The 16,497-nt window shown below is 60.0% G+C and carries 16 protein-coding genes and 1 tRNA gene; 10 read left to right on the top strand and 7 right to left on the bottom strand.

Translation table 11 applies throughout. From position 1 onward, the window contains the following. Positions 1–7: 7 nt before the first annotated feature. Both EM858_RS15965 and EM858_RS15960 read right to left on the bottom strand, forming a co-directional pair. Positions 8–1,039, bottom strand: a complete 1,032-nt coding sequence (locus EM858_RS15965; RefSeq protein ID WP_127757226.1) for an endonuclease/exonuclease/phosphatase family protein — start codon at positions 1,037–1,039, stop codon at positions 8–10. Positions 1,040–1,147: 108 nt separating this feature from the next. Next, a complete protein-coding gene (locus EM858_RS15960) occupies positions 1,148–1,600 on the bottom strand; it encodes an RbsD/FucU family protein (RefSeq protein ID WP_127757225.1) in 453 nt (150 codons plus the stop codon). Positions 1,601–1,873: 273 nt separating this feature from the next. Between EM858_RS15960 and EM858_RS15955 the strand changes: the two genes are divergently transcribed. The 5 genes from EM858_RS15955 to EM858_RS15930 all read left to right on the top strand — a co-directional run bounded on the left by EM858_RS15955 (position 1,874) and on the right by EM858_RS15930 (position 8,553). Further along, entirely contained in the window at positions 1,874–3,118 is a 1,245-nt protein-coding gene (locus EM858_RS15955; RefSeq protein ID WP_127757224.1) for a PLP-dependent aminotransferase family protein, read from the top strand. Between the two features lie 323 nt (positions 3,119–3,441). Continuing rightward, positions 3,442–4,425, top strand: coding sequence for an ABC transporter substrate-binding protein (locus tag EM858_RS15945; protein WP_127757223.1), 984 nt, complete (start codon positions 3,442–3,444; stop codon positions 4,423–4,425). Positions 4,426–4,434: 9 nt separating this feature from the next. Next, complete coding sequence (locus EM858_RS15940) at positions 4,435–6,129, top strand: iron ABC transporter permease (protein ID WP_127757222.1); 1,695 nt, start codon at positions 4,435–4,437, stop codon at positions 6,127–6,129. Continuing rightward, positions 6,117–7,145: an ABC transporter ATP-binding protein gene (locus EM858_RS15935; protein WP_127757221.1), complete on the top strand. Its 1,029-nt coding sequence runs from the start codon at positions 6,117–6,119 to the stop codon at positions 7,143–7,145. The genes EM858_RS15940 and EM858_RS15935 overlap by 13 nt, the downstream gene beginning before the upstream one ends. 298 nt (positions 7,146–7,443) lie before the next feature. Then, positions 7,444–8,553 (top strand): endonuclease/exonuclease/phosphatase family protein, encoded by a 1,110-nt coding sequence (locus EM858_RS15930; RefSeq protein ID WP_127757220.1) that lies wholly within the window; start codon positions 7,444–7,446, stop codon positions 8,551–8,553. Between the two features lie 30 nt (positions 8,554–8,583). Here EM858_RS15930 and EM858_RS15925 read toward each other — a convergent pair whose 3' ends face one another. Next, a complete protein-coding gene (locus EM858_RS15925; protein WP_080816589.1) occupies positions 8,584–10,323 on the bottom strand; it encodes a GGDEF domain-containing protein in 1,740 nt (579 codons plus the stop codon). A 213-nt stretch (positions 10,324–10,536) separates the two neighbouring features. Between EM858_RS15925 and EM858_RS15920 the strand changes: the two genes are divergently transcribed. Both EM858_RS15920 and EM858_RS15915 read left to right on the top strand, forming a co-directional pair. Further along, a tRNA-Thr gene (locus tag EM858_RS15920) sits at positions 10,537–10,612 on the top strand. A gap of 271 nt (positions 10,613–10,883) precedes the next feature. Continuing rightward, positions 10,884–11,453 carry a hypothetical protein gene (locus tag EM858_RS15915; protein ID WP_080816595.1) on the top strand — a complete coding sequence of 190 codons (570 nt, stop codon included), beginning with the start codon at positions 10,884–10,886 and terminating at the stop codon, positions 11,451–11,453. A gap of 55 nt (positions 11,454–11,508) precedes the next feature. Here EM858_RS15915 and EM858_RS15910 read toward each other — a convergent pair whose 3' ends face one another. Beyond that, positions 11,509–11,862 carry a nuclear transport factor 2 family protein gene (locus EM858_RS15910; RefSeq protein WP_003522435.1) on the bottom strand — a complete coding sequence of 118 codons (354 nt, stop codon included), beginning with the start codon at positions 11,860–11,862 and terminating at the stop codon, positions 11,509–11,511. Positions 11,863–12,258: 396 nt separating this feature from the next. On the opposite strand from EM858_RS15910, the gene EM858_RS15905 reads away from it, so the two are divergent. Further along, the gene (locus EM858_RS15905) at positions 12,259–12,861 is read left to right on the top strand and encodes a J domain-containing protein (protein WP_003522436.1); all 603 of its coding nucleotides are present in this window, start codon (positions 12,259–12,261) and stop codon (positions 12,859–12,861) included. Positions 12,862–12,871: 10 nt separating this feature from the next. On the opposite strand, the gene EM858_RS15900 is transcribed toward EM858_RS15905, so the two are convergent. Both EM858_RS15900 and EM858_RS15895 read right to left on the bottom strand, forming a co-directional pair. Further along, the gene (locus EM858_RS15900) at positions 12,872–13,480 is read right to left on the bottom strand and encodes a DUF922 domain-containing Zn-dependent protease (RefSeq protein WP_127757219.1); all 609 of its coding nucleotides are present in this window, start codon (positions 13,478–13,480) and stop codon (positions 12,872–12,874) included. A gap of 159 nt (positions 13,481–13,639) precedes the next feature. Further along, entirely contained in the window at positions 13,640–14,095 is a 456-nt protein-coding gene (locus EM858_RS15895) for a PRC-barrel domain-containing protein (protein WP_003522438.1), read from the bottom strand. Positions 14,096–14,236: 141 nt separating this feature from the next. Between EM858_RS15895 and EM858_RS15890 the strand changes: the two genes are divergently transcribed. Further along, positions 14,237–14,662: a DUF1801 domain-containing protein gene (locus EM858_RS15890; RefSeq protein WP_127757218.1), complete on the top strand. Its 426-nt coding sequence runs from the start codon at positions 14,237–14,239 to the stop codon at positions 14,660–14,662. Positions 14,663–14,698: 36 nt separating this feature from the next. On the opposite strand, the gene EM858_RS15885 is transcribed toward EM858_RS15890, so the two are convergent. Further along, positions 14,699–15,667: an alpha/beta hydrolase family protein gene (locus EM858_RS15885; RefSeq protein WP_127757217.1), complete on the bottom strand. Its 969-nt coding sequence runs from the start codon at positions 15,665–15,667 to the stop codon at positions 14,699–14,701. A gap of 106 nt (positions 15,668–15,773) precedes the next feature. Here EM858_RS15885 and EM858_RS15880 point away from each other — a divergent pair, with 106 nt between their 5' ends. Next, positions 15,774–16,439 carry a hypothetical protein gene (locus tag EM858_RS15880; protein ID WP_236776315.1) on the top strand — a complete coding sequence of 222 codons (666 nt, stop codon included), beginning with the start codon at positions 15,774–15,776 and terminating at the stop codon, positions 16,437–16,439. Positions 16,440–16,497: the final 58 nt, after the last annotated feature.

The following is a 16,497-nucleotide window of genomic DNA, read 5'->3' as shown; positions in this document are numbered from 1 at the left end:
TGCACCGTCACACGATGGCGTCGTCTTCCTCGATGACAACGGAAACGGGGAAGTGATCGGAAAAACCACCGAGATTTACGTTTTTGACCGCATCGCCTTTCGAAAGGCCGAAGCGGATCGGCCCCTCATTCTTGCTGTGACTGACCATGGCAGCAATCGCTTCGATTTTTGCCGTCTCCTCACGCGCCTTGAAGCCGCTGCTACCGGTCAGAAGCGATCTGGAGACGAGAATCTGATCGAAGATATTGGCGTCTCCGTTGAAATAGAGTGTGCCGTAGATCGTTCGTGCGGTGCCGACGGAATCGACCACCGGCTGGCGCAGGTAATTCCAGGTGAGATTGTAGAACATCGCCGATTGTGAATTTTCGACATCGTCGCGCTCGCGGGTGGAATTGGCGTGGTAGCGCAGCGATGCATCGGAAGGATCGTCGTTGAAGTCGCCGAAGGCGATGACGGCGATGTCGTTTCCTTTTTCTTCGCGAATTCGCTGGTGCCAATAGCCCAGCGTTTCACCTGCCGTCATACGAAAACCGGCGCTTTCCACCGCGCCGCCAGAGCGCGACGGCCAGTGGTTGGAGAGCGCGATAAGCTGGCGGCCGCCCTTGGTGATGAAGGTGCATTGGGTAATGTCGCGCGTGCCGGTACGGCGCATCACGAAATGGCTGAAAATCTCGTTTTCGTTGATCAGCAGCTTTTTGCTGTCATAGATGAAGGCGGTATCGATGCCGCGCTGGTCCTTGCTGGAATCGGCATGCACGACCCGATAGGCGCGCGCGGGCATGAGGTCGTTCAGATGTTCCGCCAGCGTCTCCAGAACGAAACGGTTCTCGACTTCGCACACACCGAGCAGATCCGGTCCCGCGCCGCCGATCTGGCTTATGATCAGACCGAGCTGTTTGACCTTGGTTTTGAACAGGTCCTCGGTCCAGCCTTTCAGATCGTTCTTCAGCCGCTCGGCAATCCACGGCTCGCGCGCCGGATAACCCTCCGGCGCAAACAGGTTTTCGACATTCCAGAACGCCAGGACATATTGGGTCATGATCCGCACACCTCCGGTTGGTTTTTCAAGCCTAGTGGAAGTTTTTGTCATAACAACTTGAAATTGTCATGAAGGCCGGCGGCCAGCGCAATTTTCCCGTTTTTGGCCTTATGTGGCGGGCGGGATGACGCCCTTCTTCAGAAGGAAGCAGCCATAAAATCGTGTCTCCCCCGTGGTGATGACGCAATAGGCTTTTTTTGCCTGTTCGTAGAAGGCGAAGCGCTCGATGCCATACATGGGAGCGGATTTTCCTTCCGCCGCGTCGATTTCCTTCTGCACTTCCACCTGTACCGGCTCCAGCTGATCCGGTGCGCCCATCACTTCCATGCGGCCGACGGAAGGCTGCAGCGGTGTATCGAGCGGCAGGACGGAGAGGATCGCCTTCATGGCGCGGGCTGCGGAGACGTTGTCGATATGCAGCACCTTGCCGACGGTCGTTTGGCGGGCAACCGAATCGGAAGGGAAGTTGGTGTCGGAGATCACCAGCGTATCGCCATGCCCCATGGCGCGCAGCGCGTGCAGGACATCGGCATTCAGCGCCGGGTCGATGTTTTTCAGCATGTCGTCAAACTCCCATGATGCTTTCGCCGTGTTGCGGCGCGCGCGCAATCCAGCCGGAAAACCATGCCGCGTCAATCGCAAAGGTGTGATTGTGAAGCTTTGCGCAAGGGTGTATTTGGCTTTGTCCGCAAAATCGGGCCTCAAGGCAGGTCGGTTGCGGGCAATGTGCAGGGAGGCAGAAATAATTCGAAAAACTGATAAGTCAGTATTGCTGACGTATCGACATTTCTGTAAAGATGCACGCATAAAAACGACACAAGAGGAAACGTACCCATGCTTAATTGGGAACAAATTTTCGCCACGCGCTCTTCGCGCATGAAAGCGTCCGAAATCCGCGAGCTGCTGAAGCTGCTCGAACAGCCCGATATCATCTCCTTTGCCGGCGGTATTCCGGACCCGGCTCTTTTCCCCGCAGAGGAGTTCCAGCAGGCTTATGCGGAAATTTTTTCGGGTTCGCAGGTAAACTCGGCGCTGCAATATTCGGTGAGCGAAGGTTACAAGCCGCTGCGCGAGTGGCTGGCCGGCGAAATGGCCGAGATCGGCATCGACTGCACCGCCGATAACGTCTTCATCGTTTCCGGTTCGCAGCAGGGTCTCGATTATCTCGGCAAGCTGTTCCTGTCGCCGAAGGATACGGCGCTGGTGACCTGGCCGACCTATCTCGGCGCGCTTTCCGCCTTCAACGCCTATGAGCCGAATTACGACCAGCTCAATCCCGGCGGCAACCGCACGCCCGAGGCTTACCGCGAAACGGCGGCCAAGCTCGGCGGCGCGGTGAAGTTCGCTTATCTCTCGGCCGATTTCTCCAACCCGACCGGCGAAACCGTCGATCTGGCCGGACGCGAAAAGGTTCTGGCACTGGCCGACGAGTTGGATATCGCCGTCATCGAAGACGCCGCTTACCAGTCGCTGCGTTACGATGGCGAGGCGGTTCCGCCGATCATGGCGCTCGACATCGCCCGCTCGGGCGGCATCGAGAACACCCGCACCATCTATTGCGGCAGTTTCTCCAAGACGCTCGCACCGGGCCTTCGTGTCGGTTACATTGTCGCTTCCGCGCCGGTCATTCGCAAGCTGGTGCTGATGAAGCAGGCCGCTGACCTGCATTCCTCGACCATCAACCAGATCGCCATCGAACGTGTCGCCTCGCGCGGCTTCGACAAACAGGTCGCCAAGATCAAGGCAGCGTATAGCGCCCGCCGTGACGCGATGCTGGCCGCGCTCGACAGATACATGCCGAAGGGCACGCGCTGGACGAAGCCGGAAGGCGGCATGTTCATCTGGGTGACGTTGCCTGAGGGTATGGACGGCGCGGCTCTGCTGGCGAAATCCATCGCCACGGAAAAGGTCGCCTTCGTTCCCGGCCGGGCATTCTTCGCGGATGGCTCCGGCACGAATACGCTGCGCATCAGCTTCTCCTGCGCCAACGAGGCGATGATCGAGGAAGGCATGAAGCGGCTTGGCCGGTTGATTGCGACGGCGCAGGCGGAAACGGGCGAGGCGATCGCGGCGATTTGAGGGCGCGCGGCAACGACGGAGTTTGCGGCTCACCCCCCTCTGTCCTGCCGGACATCTCCCCCTCAAGGGGGGAGATCGGCAAGAGGCGCTACCGCCACTTCATTCGCAAACGTTGAGATGGGGGAGACCTATCCGCGAGTCGATCTCCCCCCTTGAGGGGGAGATGCCCGGCAGGGCAGAGGGGGTGAGCCGCAAGCACTAAGGGGTACTGTTCCACTCAATCCCGCTTGCGCCAACAGATCCCACCCCAAAAATCCTGCCTGTCACATACATGTTATGCAATCATGTTTTAGCGGTCCCACCAAACAACAGGGACTGGACCCATGAAAACGTTGCTCTCCGCTTTCACCGCCATCGTGTCGCTCGGCTTCATCGCCACTGCCGCCAATGCCGCCGATCTGGTGCTTTACACCAGCCAGCCCAACGAGGACGCGCAGGCGACCGTTGATGGTTTCAAGGCCGCCAATCCCGGTCTCGAGGTTGAATGGGTGCGTGACGGAACGCCGAAGATCATGGCCAAGCTGATGGCTGAGATCAATGCCGGCAATCCGGTTGCCGACGTGCTTTTGATCGCCGATACCGTGACGCTGGAACGCATGAAGCAGGCCGGTCAGCTCCTCGCCCACAAGTCTGCGGAAGCCAAGAATATCGACGCCTCTCTCTACGATGCGGACGGCTTCTATTATTCCACCAAGCTCATCACCACCGGCATCATGTACAACACTGCCGCCGCGATGAAGCCGACGAGCTGGAAGGATCTTGCCAAGGCTGAAGCCAAGGGTCTCGTCACCATGCCAAGCCCGCTGACCTCGGGTGCGGCGCTGATCCATGCGCAGACGCTTGCCGCCGCAAACGGCCTCGGTTGGGATTATTACAAGCAGCTGAAGGCCAATGAAGCCATTGCCGGCGGCGGCAACGGCGCGGTCCTGAAGTCCGTCGCATCGGGCGAAAAGGCCTATGGCGTGGTCGTCGATTACATGCCGATCCGCGAAAAGGCGAAGGGTGCGCCGGTCGAGTTCGTCTTCCCGGAAGAGGGCGTTTCGGCCGTCACCGAGCCGGTCGCGATCATCAAGGGCACCAAGCATCAGGAAGCGGCGAAGAAGTTCGTCGATTACGTGCTGTCCGAAAAGGGCCAGCAGGGCTTCGTCAAGCTCGGCTATATCCCGGTTCGCGCCGATGCCGGCATGCCGGAAGGTTTCCCGGCCCGCGAAAAGATCAAGGTCCTGCCGCTCAACGCTGCCGATGCGCTGAAGAATTCCGAACAGGACCTGAAGACCTTCTCCGACATCTTCGGCTCCAAGGGCTGATATAGCGGAATGACCCGTTCCAATGCCTATGGAAGCAGCCAGCCGCGCTGGCTGTTTCCTTTTGTGGTCAGCGTTGTTTTTGCGCTCAGCGCCCTGCCGCTCGGCCGGCTCGCCTATACCGGCGTCATCTCGTCACTTAACGGTGACATATGGCGGCTTCTCGCCGATCCGGCCCTTTGGGATGCGGCGCTGAACACGCTCTCCACCTCGTTTTTCGGCATGCTGATTTCGCTTTTGATCGGCAGCGCTTTCGCGCTTTCGCTGACGCTTTGCGACATTCGCGGCAAGTCGATCCTAAGCTTCCTGTTCATGCTGCCGATGATGATACCGCCGCAGGTGACGGCGCTGTCGTGGATCGGCATGACTGGTCCTTCGAGCACGCTGTTGAAGGCTATCGGCCTTGCGCCGCCGATGGGATCGCCGCAGCCGCTTTATTCCATTGCGGGCATCGCGCTGCTGCTCGGTGTGCAGCACGCGCCGCTCGTCTATCTGTCGCTGCGGGCCGGTCTGCTCGCCTTGCCGCAGGACGGCATCGAGGCTGCGAAGCTCTCCGGCGCGTCGCCGCGTCGCGTATTGTTCGATATCATCCTGCCGCTGTCGACGCCGGGATTGATCGCCGGGGCGGCGATCTCCTTCGTCTCCAGTGTGGGCAATTTCGGCATTCCGGCGATCCTCGGCATCCCCGCCTCGATCTTTACCCTGCCGACGCTCATCTACAGCCGTTTTGCCAGTTTCGGCACAGGCACATTCGGCGATATCGCCATTCTCTCCACCATGATCGCCATCATCTCCGTCGCCGGGCTTGCGCTGCAGGAACGGGCGATGAAGGGCAGGGACTATCGCATCATCGGCCTTTCCGGCAAGGCGGCGACCTTCCGGCTGGGGCTATGGCGGGTGGCGGCGGAGCTTGCCCTGTGGCTCGTGCTGTTCTTCATGCTGGTGGCGCCGCTGACGGCGCTGGTGGCAAGCTCGCTCGCGCCCGCCTATGGCGTGCCGCTGAGCCTCAAGACCGCGACGCTGCATGCCTATGAAGAGTTGCTCTATCGGCAGAGCGTAACCCGCACGGCGTTCCGCAATTCGCTGTTTCTGGCGACGGCGACATCCTTGTGTCTCCTGGCGGTGACAGTGCTGACGGCTTATTTCCTCGTGCGCGGCAAAAGCCGTTTCATGTTCCTGCTCTCGGCGCTGGTGGATATTCCCTATGCGCTGCCGGGGGTGGTGATTTCCGTCTCCTTCGTACTGCTTTTCGCCGCTCCCATTCCACTGCTTGGCATCACGCTTTACGGCACGATCTGGATCATTCTGCTCGCCTATTTCTCCTCCTTCTTCGCCGTCAGCCTCAAGCCCATGGTCAGCGCTTTCCTGCAATTCGATCCGTCTCTGGAAGAGGCGGCAAGGCTCTCCGGCGCCGGTTTCTGGCGGCGGCTGAAGGATATAATCCTGCCGCTGGTCGGGCCCGCAGCGGGGGCTTCGGTCATTCTCGTTTTCCTCATCGCCTGCAACGAGCTGACGGTCTCGGCGCTGCTGTGGTCCGCCGGCACCCAGACGCTCGGCGTGCTTATCTACAATCTCGATGATAGCGGCAGCTTCGATCTCGCCTCGGCACTTTCGGTGCTTGTCGTCATCATGGTGATTTTCCTCATGGCTCTGCTGGAAATTCTGGGGCGCTATCTGCCGAAAGGAGTGGTCCCTTGGCGAAACTGATCCTCAACCGCCTGTCGAAGAGTTTCGGTGCCGGTTCGAAGCCAGCCGTGGACGATGTGTCGCTGACGGTGCGTGACGGCGGTTTTCTCGCTCTGCTCGGGCCTTCCGGCTGCGGCAAGACGACGGTGCTGCGCATGATCGCCGGTTTCGAACAGCCGACCGATGGTTCCATCCTGCTCGGCGAGCGGGTGCTGGCCGATGCCGGCAGCATGGTGCCGCCGGAGCGGCGCAACATGGCGATGGTGTTCCAGTCCTATGCGCTGTGGCCGCATATGTCGGTTGCCGACAATGCCGGTTATCCCTTGAAGGTGCGCGGCATTTCGGGCGAGAAATATCGCGAGAAGGTGCGCCAGGCGCTGGCCGCCGTTCGCCTCGAGAGCTTCGCCGATCGCCGCCCCGCCGAATTGTCCGGTGGCCAGCGGCAGCGTGTGGCGCTTGCCCGCTGCCTCGTTACCGAGCCTGACGTGGTGCTGCTCGACGAGCCGCTCGCCAATCTCGACCGGCATCTCAGGCAGGAGATGGAGGAGACATTCCGCGAGTTCCACATCCGCTCCGGCGCAACGATGATCTATGTCACCCACGATCAGGCCGAAGCCATGGCGCTGGCAACCGATGTCGCCGTCATGTCGCAGGGCAAGCTGCTGCAGGTCGCGCCACCGGCGGAGCTTTATGCGCGGCCGGAGGGCCGGCTCGTCGGCTCGCTGGTGGGGCAGGGGTCAATCCTCACCGTGCCGGTTCCGGAAGGCACCTCTCGGGATATCGACGGGACGGCGCTTCGGGCCGCGATGGAAAGCGGCCGGCAATTGCCGAAGGCGGATATTCTCGTGCGGCCGCAGGATGTGGTGCGGGATGCAGACGGCATCGCCTGCACCGTCACCTCGGTTCTCTACGAGGGCGAGCGTTATGCCCTGCGTCTCGACCTGCCGGACGGGCAGGCGCTCAGAGCCTATTCGCGCGAAGCGGTTGACGTCGGGGACCGTCTGCCGGTCGCCATTCGCGCGGCATGGCGGCTTTAGAGGTGGTGTCACGGGCGATCTGTCGATGCAATAATACGGCAGATCTCGCTTCTCCTATTTTATTGGGTTCCCCGTCGTTCCGGCCTTGAGCCGGAATCCAGCCGACGCGCGTCTGCGCGGCGAGAGAGTCCTTTCAGCCCAAGGACTTGGGCTGGCTGGATACCGGCTCAGGGCCGGTATGACGGAGAGAAATTCAGCAATGGGAAAGAGATAGGCAGCGCCGCACTCGTGCGAGAACACTCCACTGGCGAAACGGGTCTGGAATCGCTAATCTCGGTATTCAAAACAGGGATCATTCATGTCGCTTCGGCTTGCCACCTTCAATATCGAAAATCTCCTCACTCGTTTCGATTTCACCGGCTTTCGCAACCAGACGCGGCGCGACAGGGCGATCCAGCTTTTCGATATTCGCGACGAGGCGACCTATCAGGCGCTGGAAAGCGCGCGGATGGTGTCTTCCACAGACGATACGCGCCAGCTTTCGGCGCTCGCCATCGCCGATGCGGATGCCGATATTCTCTGCCTGCAGGAAGTGGACAACATGGCCGCGCTGCAGGCCTTCGAATATGGCTATCTCTATCGCATGGTTGGCAATGGCTACCTGCAGAAATATCTGGTCGAGGGCAATGACAGCCGCGGCATCGATGTCGCCGTTGTCATGCGCGAGGAGACGCGGGACGGCGACAGGATCGAGGTGGTCGATATCAAGAGCCATGCGGCGCTGACCTATCGTAATCTCGATCTCTTCAATTCCGCGCTTGCCGCCACAAACCAGGTCGACGACAAGATTTTCAAACGGGATTGCCTGGAAATCGATCTGAGGATCGGCGGCAAGCCGCTCACGCTTTACGTCACGCATTTCAAATCCATGACCAATGCCCGCGATGCGGTCGACGCCCGCATCGCCACCATGCCGATCCGCGAGGCGGAGGCCATGGCCGTGCGCCGTATCATTGAAAACCGCTGGGGTGTGGGCAATACTCGCAACAAGAATTTCGCGATCTGCGGCGATATGAACGATTATCAGGAGCGTGTCGCGATTTCCGGCGACAGGCGCAGCGGCTACAGCTTCACGCCCGTCGAGGAGGAGCGCAGCGCGCTCGATATCCTTTCGGCCGATGGTTTCGTGGTCAATCCGATGATGCGCCGTGATGTCATGGATCGCTGGACGCTTTACCATTCACGCGGGCCGCAGGAGCAGCATCTGTGCCAGCTCGACTATATCTGGCTGTCCCCGCGTCTGGCGGAGACGAACGCCACGCATGTCCCCGAGATCATCCGCAATGGGCAACCTTTCCGGACGGTATTCCCGCCGGGGCAGGAGGTCGAACGTTATCCCCGCACCGGCTGGGATCGCCCCAAGGCTTCCGATCATTGCCCCGTGGTCATGACGCTGGATTTGATCTAGTCGAAGCAAAACCCGCCGCCGGCGATGTTCTTAGCCGTTCGCGACCTTTGGGAAATAGGTTGCCCAGACCCGGTTGCGGCCCGCGCGCTTGGCTTCGTAAAGCCGGTCGTCGGCGATGGCGATCAACTCGTCCCAGCTGTTGATCGCACGCGCTTCCTGCCAGACCACGCCGAAACTTGCCGTCAGTGACAGGCCGCTTTGCTCGTCGATGGTCTGGGCTTCGATCAGGCGGCGAAGGCGGTCGGCCGTGGCCGTCGCCGTGGCGTGGCTGACATCCTGCAGCACGACGACGAATTCCTCACCGCCATATCGGGCGAGAATGTCGTGCTTGCGCAATGCGCTGCGCAGCAGGCCCGCGGTCTTCTGAAGCGCGATGTCACCCATGGCATGGCCGTAACGGTCGTTGATCGATTTGAAATGGTCGATATCGACAATCATCACGCCAAGCGACTGACATTGTTCGTCGCCCGTCAATATGGAGCGAACCGCCTTTTCGAGTGCGCGGCGGTTGAAGACGCCCGTCAGCGCATCGGTTTCGGAAAGGGTGCGCAGTTGTTCGGCCAGCGCACGCTGCTGGTTTTCCATTTCGCCCTTCTGGCGAAGCTGTTCGCGCAGGAAATCCAGTTCCTCGAACATCTTCTTCACTTCCGGAGCAACCCTGTCCTCATGATTGCTCTCGGAAAGATCCCCGCCAGCGATGGCGGCGATCTGCGCCTGGACGGATTGCATGGGCCGGAACAGCGCGGTTTTATAAACGGATGTCAGCCTTAACAGGACCAGGACCGCGATGCCGGCGACAAAGAGCGACGTTCCGCCGTAGATCAGGGCCTCCTGCTTTTTCTTTTCGATCCGCGCGCGCGTTTCGGACAGGATAAGGTCGCGCAGCGTATCGGACGACCGCATGCCGGCGATATAGTTTCTGGAAAATTCAAGTGCGCTTGGTTGGGCGGATGGCACGGCCATCACGATCGTATTCTGCGCGTAACGCAAAGCCTGACCGAAATACTGGGTTTCAAGATCGCGCAATGCCCCGTCCAGTCGCGGCGTCGACAGATAGGCGGCGGTATAATTGGTCAGCGATGCTTTCAGCGACAGCAGGCTCTGCATCTCGGAGTCGAACTTGGTGCGATAACCGAGCTTTTCCTGCCTGTTCGCCTTGAGACTCATGATCACATAGGAACCGAGGCGGCCGATCCGGTCCCGCATCACGCCCGCCGTGCCAGTCAGTGCGATGTCAATCGCCACGTCGGGCGTCACCTTGATGATGGCGCGTGCGGCCCTGCCGCGCAGCAGATTGACGCTGTCCGCCGCCTTGAACATCGATGAAATCGCGTTGGACGTCGCGCCGTGGTTGCGCGCGTCAGGGGGGAGTGCCGCAACCTGATCGACCAGCTCTCGCGATTGTTCGAGCTTCTGGCGAGTTTCAGCAAGCGAGTTCGCCAGTTCAGGCTGTGTCCGGATATCGTCGGCGAAGGATTTCTCCAGCTCCGACAGCTTGTCGTCCGTTGCCTTGCGCGCGGCGGCAAGCCCCTCGACCAGCCTTGCATCCGGCACGGATGCGCCCATCAGATTATTGGCGGGGCCTCGCTCGGCCGACACGAGCCATGCGGACTGGAGAGCGGTTTCAAAGCGGGTGAGCTGCGCGGCATTGGTGCGATAACGCAGATAATTGTAGACGCTGGGCAGCGCGGCAAGGGTTGCCAGCAGGATGGAGCTTACGGCGATGATGATCGTGCCCGTCAGCTGGATTTTCTGTATGCTCGCGCGCATATGATGCGTTGTTCTCACTGGAATGGTTATGTTTCATCGCCATTCTAGTGGTGCTGCGTAAATACTTCGCTTATTTTCCGGGCCTTTTGCTACAATTGCGATCACGCGAACAGCGCGTATGGCCACGGTGTGGAAAAGCGGTCTGTCGATGCCACGGCGCTAGTTTTTGCTTTACACCAAGTCAGAATCTGATAGTTGGCAAGGCACTGGCTTGCCCTTGTAGCTCAGTTGGTAGAGCACCTGATTTGTAATCAGGGGGTCGCGGGTTCGAACCCTGCCGGGGGCACCAGTAAAATCAATCGCTTAATCCTGAAATCTATTTGGTTGAATGCACCGTGTGACGGGTGGCGCTTTGCGTCTGCCCCTGCCGGTGGTTGAGCCCCGATGAAACTGGAATGCCCGGCTTCGGCGTGCCGGCCCGGGAAACTTTCGCATCGGGAAGCTGGTCCTGCCCACTGGAAGGTGAGATCGGGAAGGGCGGGGCATCCGCCAGAGTTGTAAAGCCCGAAGGTTTAAGCATATTGTTCGGCGGATAAGTTGAGCAACAGCGGGCGCTTTCAATGGATGCATATGGTCATTTGCGGATATTGGTAAGCCTCATCCTCGGCCTGGCCATCACCAGGGTGTTGTCCGGTCTTTCCAGAAGGCTGCAGGAGCCGCAGAAAACCGACCGCATGCACGCGCAGATCGTCTGGTCGATTGTCCTGCTTCTTGGAGCGGTCCATTTCTGGTGGTGGGAGTTTGCCCTGCGGCTGATCCACAACTGGAATTTCTGGATTTACATTTTCGTTCTGGTCTACACGTCGCTGTTCTTTTTGATGTCGACGCTGCTTTATCCCGATCACATTCAGGAATTGTCCGAACGGGAAAGTTTTTTCGTGCGCAGGCGACATGCGTTCTTTGCCCTGTTTGCCGCCTCCTTCGTCTTCGATCTGCTGGACACCTACATCAAGGGCAGGGAACACTTCGAACAGCTCGGGCCATGGTATCTGGCAAGGATAGTCGGCGGTCTGCTTATCGCGATTGTGGCGATGAGAACCGATAGCAGCCGCAAAATCATGTGGCTCGGTGTTATCTGGCTCTTCTTTAACGCGCTCTGGATAACGGCGATCTACAGCGACCTGTTCTAACTCCTTCATCGGAAAAGTAACCGGATCGCGAGCGGGGTGGCGGTTTCGGTGATGCCTACGGCTTTATGTGATAGAGCTTGTGCACGATCGACCAGTTGCCGTCGCGTTCCAGCAGGGAGAGATATTCGTAAAAATCCATGCCGTCGAAACGGGTCGTCAGCTTCACCGAGGCGCTGTCGCCTTCCTTGTCGATGCCCATGATTTCAAAGGCGGGATCGTGATCGGGGAGGCCGCGTTCGCTTTTGCGCATCTGGTCGACAAAGTCCTCCAGGGACAGCCATTCGATTTCGCCCTCGAAGGTTCCGACGATGCTGGCGCGCGGGTCGAAAACGTCGCGCATCAGGCTTTCATCCGCATAGGCCATGGCATGGACATAGTCCGTGACGGTCTGGGTAATCGTTTGCGGCATCGGATCGTCCTCCCTTTCAATCCAAAAGCCGAGCTTACACCCGTTGGCGTCTTTCCACCATAACCCCCTGAAAACGCGCCGGTTACGCTTCTCCCCATGGTGTTTTCCGGCCGGTTGCGGCAGCCGCGGTGCGGAACCGTGCGGCATGTTTTGCCGCCGCTTTCCACAATTTTGTCCTGCCTGTCATTATAGTCGCCTTGGGTCCGACAAATTTCGGCATCAAGGGCTTTTCCGCCCGTTACGATGCGGCGCGCCATGAGGCTTTGTGTGGGCTTTGCCGGTTTAACCGCCCGGGCGGGGTGCCGCGCCGGGCGGAATTGGCCTATGATCCGCCCGCGTGCCAGACGGGAGCGGTGTTGGGCATGCGGGTAACAGTTTGCGTTTGAAGGTGTTTTTGTGATTGATCCCTATGTTTTGCTTGGCGTGGAGCGCGATGCCGACGAGGCGGCGATCAAGTCGGCCTACCGCAAGGTGGCCAAGGCCGCGCATCCCGATAGCGGCGGCGACGCCGAGCAATTCGCGCGCCTGCAGACGGCCTATGAGCTGCTGAAGGATCCGGTGCGCCGCAAGGTATTCGACGATACCGGCTACGATCCGCAGCTTGCCGACGCCAAGGACCTCAAGGGCTTGCTGATGCTGGAAACGCTGGTGAATGAATTCATTCTGGACGAACGCGAACCCGGCAGTTTCGACCCCGTGGCCGCCATGCGCCGCAAGCTGACCGACGATATTCTGAAAAGCCGTTTCCATATTCTCGAGCTTGAACGGCACCGCACGCGGGTTCGCAAACATATGGACCGTCTCGGCCGCAAGCCGGAAACCGATGTGCTGAGTTCCATGCTGCGCGCCCGCAGCCAGTCCATAGCCGAAGCCATCCGTAATGCCGAAGCGCAGATCGAGGCAATCGAACAGGCCTATACGATGCTCGAAGGTTATTCCTACGAGCTGGAAAGCGTGACGCTGGCCGAGCCCCTGCTGAAAGGCGAGGCGGCGGAATAGCCGCGGCCGTTCAGGGGCCGCTGACGAGGGCGAGGATGAGCTGATGCACCCGCCCGCCCGGGGAAAGCTCGTCGCGGTCGAAATCGCGGCCGCGCTGGCGCTGCTCGTTGGAAAGCTCACCCAGACGCTGTTGCAGAACGGCGCGCACCTTCTGGCATTTTGGATCGTTCTCCGCCCTCAGCCCGATGCTGAAGGCCTCGATCTTTTTCACCATGTCGAGAATATGGTCACCATGGACGCGCTCGTGGGTTTCCACGCCGGAGATGAAGGTTCTCCAGCTGGCGGCGACGGCGGACGGCAGATTGGCCGGTGCTTTCGGCCAGGTGTAGATGATGGTGAGATTGGGCCTCGCTGTGGCCAGCACGCAGGCGCCATCCGGCTGCGGACGGTAATCCCGCCGCCATGTCAGCTTGAAGGTGGTGTGGGCAATGGCCTGCACGCCGGCGGTCGGACCTCGCTCGCCAATCGATTGATAAAGCGCACCGCCCGTATTGCCGCTGATGGCGTAGGTTTTTATCTGCTCGGCCGGTTTCCAGTCGGCCGCCTGCGCTGACAGCGGCAGGGCGCCGAGCGCGATGGCGGTGCTGATGGCAAAGGAAGAGAGGCTATTGGCGGGCACGCAGCGATCCTTGGTGATTTGCGCGCCGAAGATAGGCGAGAGGCGCGCCGTCAGGCAAGTGCCCTCCGGCGGGGCGTGCCGGGTTTTCCCTCAGGGCACCACACATGAAAACCCCCGCGACAGGGCGCGGGGGGACAAGCTTGCGGACTGCAGGGGTAATCAGTCGTCCAGCTTGTCGTAATCGAGCTTCGGGGCGTTCTGAAGCGCTTCCTTGGTGGTGTCGACATAGGCCTTCCAGGTGCCGTTGTCGTTGTGGACAGCAACGGAAGCCGGGTCGAGCACCACATAGCTCTTGTCGATGCCGAGGAAACCGCCGACGCTGGCCACAAGGCCGATCACCGACTTGCCGTCGCCGATGACGACATCTTCGATTTCGCCGATGTTTTCGTTCTGCGCGTTATAGATGTCCATGCCATCGAGCTGGGACGCGGTGAGGTCGGTCTTCTGGACATTGACGAACTTCAGCGGGCCGCTGGCCTTGGTGCCCATGGTAATGCCGGGGCCGGACAAAGTGGCGTCCGCGCCGGCAGCAGGAGCAGTAGTGGCCGTCTGGGCGAAAGCCACGGAAGAGGAGAGCGCTGCTGCGGCAGCGAGAGCGATGACCTTGATTTTCATGATGTTTCTTCCCTTTGTATGCTGAACGTTGCGTTCGGGAAGGAAACGGCGGGAGGCGGATTTGGTTCCTCATGGGAGGACAGGAAAATTTCGTCTATGCTAAAAAAAGGAACAGGCGTGCGTCGAAATCGGGAGGAAGCCATGGCGAAAAACACGATGACGAAAGATGCGGAGGAGACCGCACCATCGGACTTCATCGACCGCAAGATCGCGCAGCTCGGCGACTGGCGCGGCGAGACGCTCGCGCATATTCGCGCGGTAATCAGGAAGGCCGATCCGGAGGTGGTGGAAGAGGTGAAATGGCGCGGCGTGCCGGTCTGGTCGCATGCGGGTATCCTCTGCACCGGCGAAACCTACAAAAGCGCGGTGAAGATGACATTTGCGAAGGGCGCCTCGCTGGAGGACCCGGCGGGGCTGTTCAATTCGAGCCTTGAGGGTAATACGCGGCGGGCGATTGATTTTCACGAGGGGGATATCGTGAATGAGGAGGCGCTGGCGGCGCTGATCCGGGCGGCGGTGGCGTTGAACGAGGTGGGGAAGGGCGGGAAAAAGCGGGCCGGAAAGTAACCGGATTTATCCGGTGAGGAGAAAGAGGCCCACGCCTCAATCCTTGGCTTTGTCGGCAGCCTTGTCCCATTCCCCATCGATGAACTTCAGCGCGTCGATAATCGAAACCTTCCACACCGACCAGACGTGATCGCCGTCGGTCACCCGCAATTCGGATTTGCGCTTGTCGGCCTGCAGCGTTTCATGCAGGGCGATGGCGCCGCGCCAGAGGAAGAAGCCGTCATCGTCGCCGACGGTCAGATAGGTGGCGGGCAAATCCTGGCTTTCGGCCACATGCTGCGCAACGAGGGTGAAGACGTTCTTTTCGTTGAAGAGCCTTGCATCGAAAGGTGTGCCGAAGGCGCCGGAGAAATGGTCGCCGGTTGAGGGAAGCACGATGCCGCTGGTGACGGTGGTGCGGTCGACCCGGTGGAAAAAGGCGCTGTCCTGAATGAGCTTGAGTTCCGCGGGTGTCTTGTCGAGATCGGAGGCGGGGACATTCTGCCAGATGGCGCCCGACAGGCTGGCCACTGCGCCATAGAGGTCTTCATGGCCATAGGCGAGATGCAGGGCGCCGAAACCGCCCATGGAGAGGCCGGCGATGGCGCGGCCTTGCCGATCCTTCCGCACCGGCAGCGTTTTTTCGATTTGGTGGCGCAGATCGCCAGTCAGGGCGGTTTCGTAATCGCCGGGGCCGCCGACAGCGGCGGAATCCACATACCAGCTGTTCTTGACGCCCGGCATGACGACAACCAGCGGGCGGATGGCGCCGGCAGCGATGAGCGTATCGAGCGTCTTTTCGATATTGCCGAGATCGCGCCAGCTGTTCTGGTCGCCATCATGGCCGTGCAGGAGGTAAAGCACCGGCCAGCCGTTTTCCGGCGGCGCGCCGTCCGGGCGATAGATGTTGACAGGAAGCGACGCATTCAGGGCGGGACTATGGAAGGTCGCATCCTCGATCTGTCCGGCAAAAGTCGGGGTGCAGGTGACGAGAAGGCAGAATGCCGCCAGATTTTTTCGATACATGCGGTCGCTCCTGCTGCCGTTTCCGGAACATATCAACGTGCGCGCGCACTGGGCGTTCCGGAACCCATAATGTTGCGGCAATGTCGACCGTGCAAGTTTGCGCGCGATGCAACGGTTTCGGAAAACCCGATCCGGCAACCGTTCTGCATCGCGCTGCTGCTTTCAGGTTTTGATCATGATAAAATTGACTTTATCGCATTTCACACGATTTGTTTTGCTCCTGCTTCTTTCCGGCTGCATGACAGTGCCGATTTCCAGCATTCCCAAGCTCATGCGGCTCGATTTTCTGACAACGAATTTCGAGCATGTGCGGGTGGGTTTGCAGCTTCCTGCCTATCTTTCGTTAGGTTCCGGTGATGCGGTGATGATTATTCGCAGCGCTACAGATGGCGTAAAGGGCGAGACTGTCGACACATTTGCGTTGATCGAGGATGCAGACACCGTTGCCCGCGCGCAGTTCCACGCCGAAAAGCGGGCGGGAACTGCCACAAGCGTGTGGAGAATGAAGCCCGAGGAGGTTTCAAGGCTTACAACATTGCAGGAGAAGGTGCGCCGTTCCCGCATCGAGGGGCCACGCATCAGGGGAAGCACGGAGATCGAGATATTGCGCGCCTGTGTCGCGGGCGTCCTCCCGACCGGGCCGATCTATTTCTCGACTTACATCAAGCCGGCGGAAAATGAAGACTATATTCCCATGACCATGGATGCCGATCTGGTAAGAGTCTTCGGTGCGGGCGAGGTCGCGGCGCGGATCAGGCAGTGCGAAAGCTGATCGCCGTTGCCGGAGCGCGCAAGTGCTCCGGCCATGTTTTTCCCAATAGACACGCCTG

Origin of the sequence: Agrobacterium sp. CNPSo 2736, assembly GCF_004005385.1 — a bacterium.
GTDB lineage: Bacteria > Pseudomonadota > Alphaproteobacteria > Rhizobiales > Rhizobiaceae > Agrobacterium > Agrobacterium leguminum.
This window is presented reverse-complemented; position numbering and strand designations above follow the sequence as displayed.

Coding starts and splice junctions, on each gene's coding strand:
- EM858_RS15965 (WP_127757226.1), bottom strand. CDS start 1,039: ATGACCCAATATGTCCTGGCGTTCTGGAATGTCGAAAACCTGTTTGCG.
- EM858_RS15960 (WP_127757225.1), bottom strand. CDS start 1,600: ATGCTGAAAAACATCGACCCGGCGCTGAATGCCGATGTCCTGCACGCG.
- EM858_RS15955 (WP_127757224.1), top strand. CDS start 1,874: ATGCTTAATTGGGAACAAATTTTCGCCACGCGCTCTTCGCGCATGAAA.
- EM858_RS15945 (WP_127757223.1), top strand. CDS start 3,442: ATGAAAACGTTGCTCTCCGCTTTCACCGCCATCGTGTCGCTCGGCTTC.
- EM858_RS15940 (WP_127757222.1), top strand. CDS start 4,435: ATGACCCGTTCCAATGCCTATGGAAGCAGCCAGCCGCGCTGGCTGTTT.
- EM858_RS15930 (WP_127757220.1), top strand. CDS start 7,444: ATGTCGCTTCGGCTTGCCACCTTCAATATCGAAAATCTCCTCACTCGT.
- EM858_RS15925 (WP_080816589.1), bottom strand. CDS start 10,323: ATGCGCGCGAGCATACAGAAAATCCAGCTGACGGGCACGATCATCATC.
- EM858_RS15915 (WP_080816595.1), top strand. CDS start 10,884: ATGGATGCATATGGTCATTTGCGGATATTGGTAAGCCTCATCCTCGGC.
- EM858_RS15910 (WP_003522435.1), bottom strand. CDS start 11,862: ATGCCGCAAACGATTACCCAGACCGTCACGGACTATGTCCATGCCATG.
- EM858_RS15895 (WP_003522438.1), bottom strand. CDS start 14,095: ATGAAAATCAAGGTCATCGCTCTCGCTGCCGCAGCAGCGCTCTCCTCT.
- EM858_RS15890 (WP_127757218.1), top strand. CDS start 14,237: ATGGCGAAAAACACGATGACGAAAGATGCGGAGGAGACCGCACCATCG.
- EM858_RS15885 (WP_127757217.1), bottom strand. CDS start 15,667: ATGTATCGAAAAAATCTGGCGGCATTCTGCCTTCTCGTCACCTGCACC.
- EM858_RS15880 (WP_236776315.1), top strand. CDS start 15,774: ATGCAACGGTTTCGGAAAACCCGATCCGGCAACCGTTCTGCATCGCGC.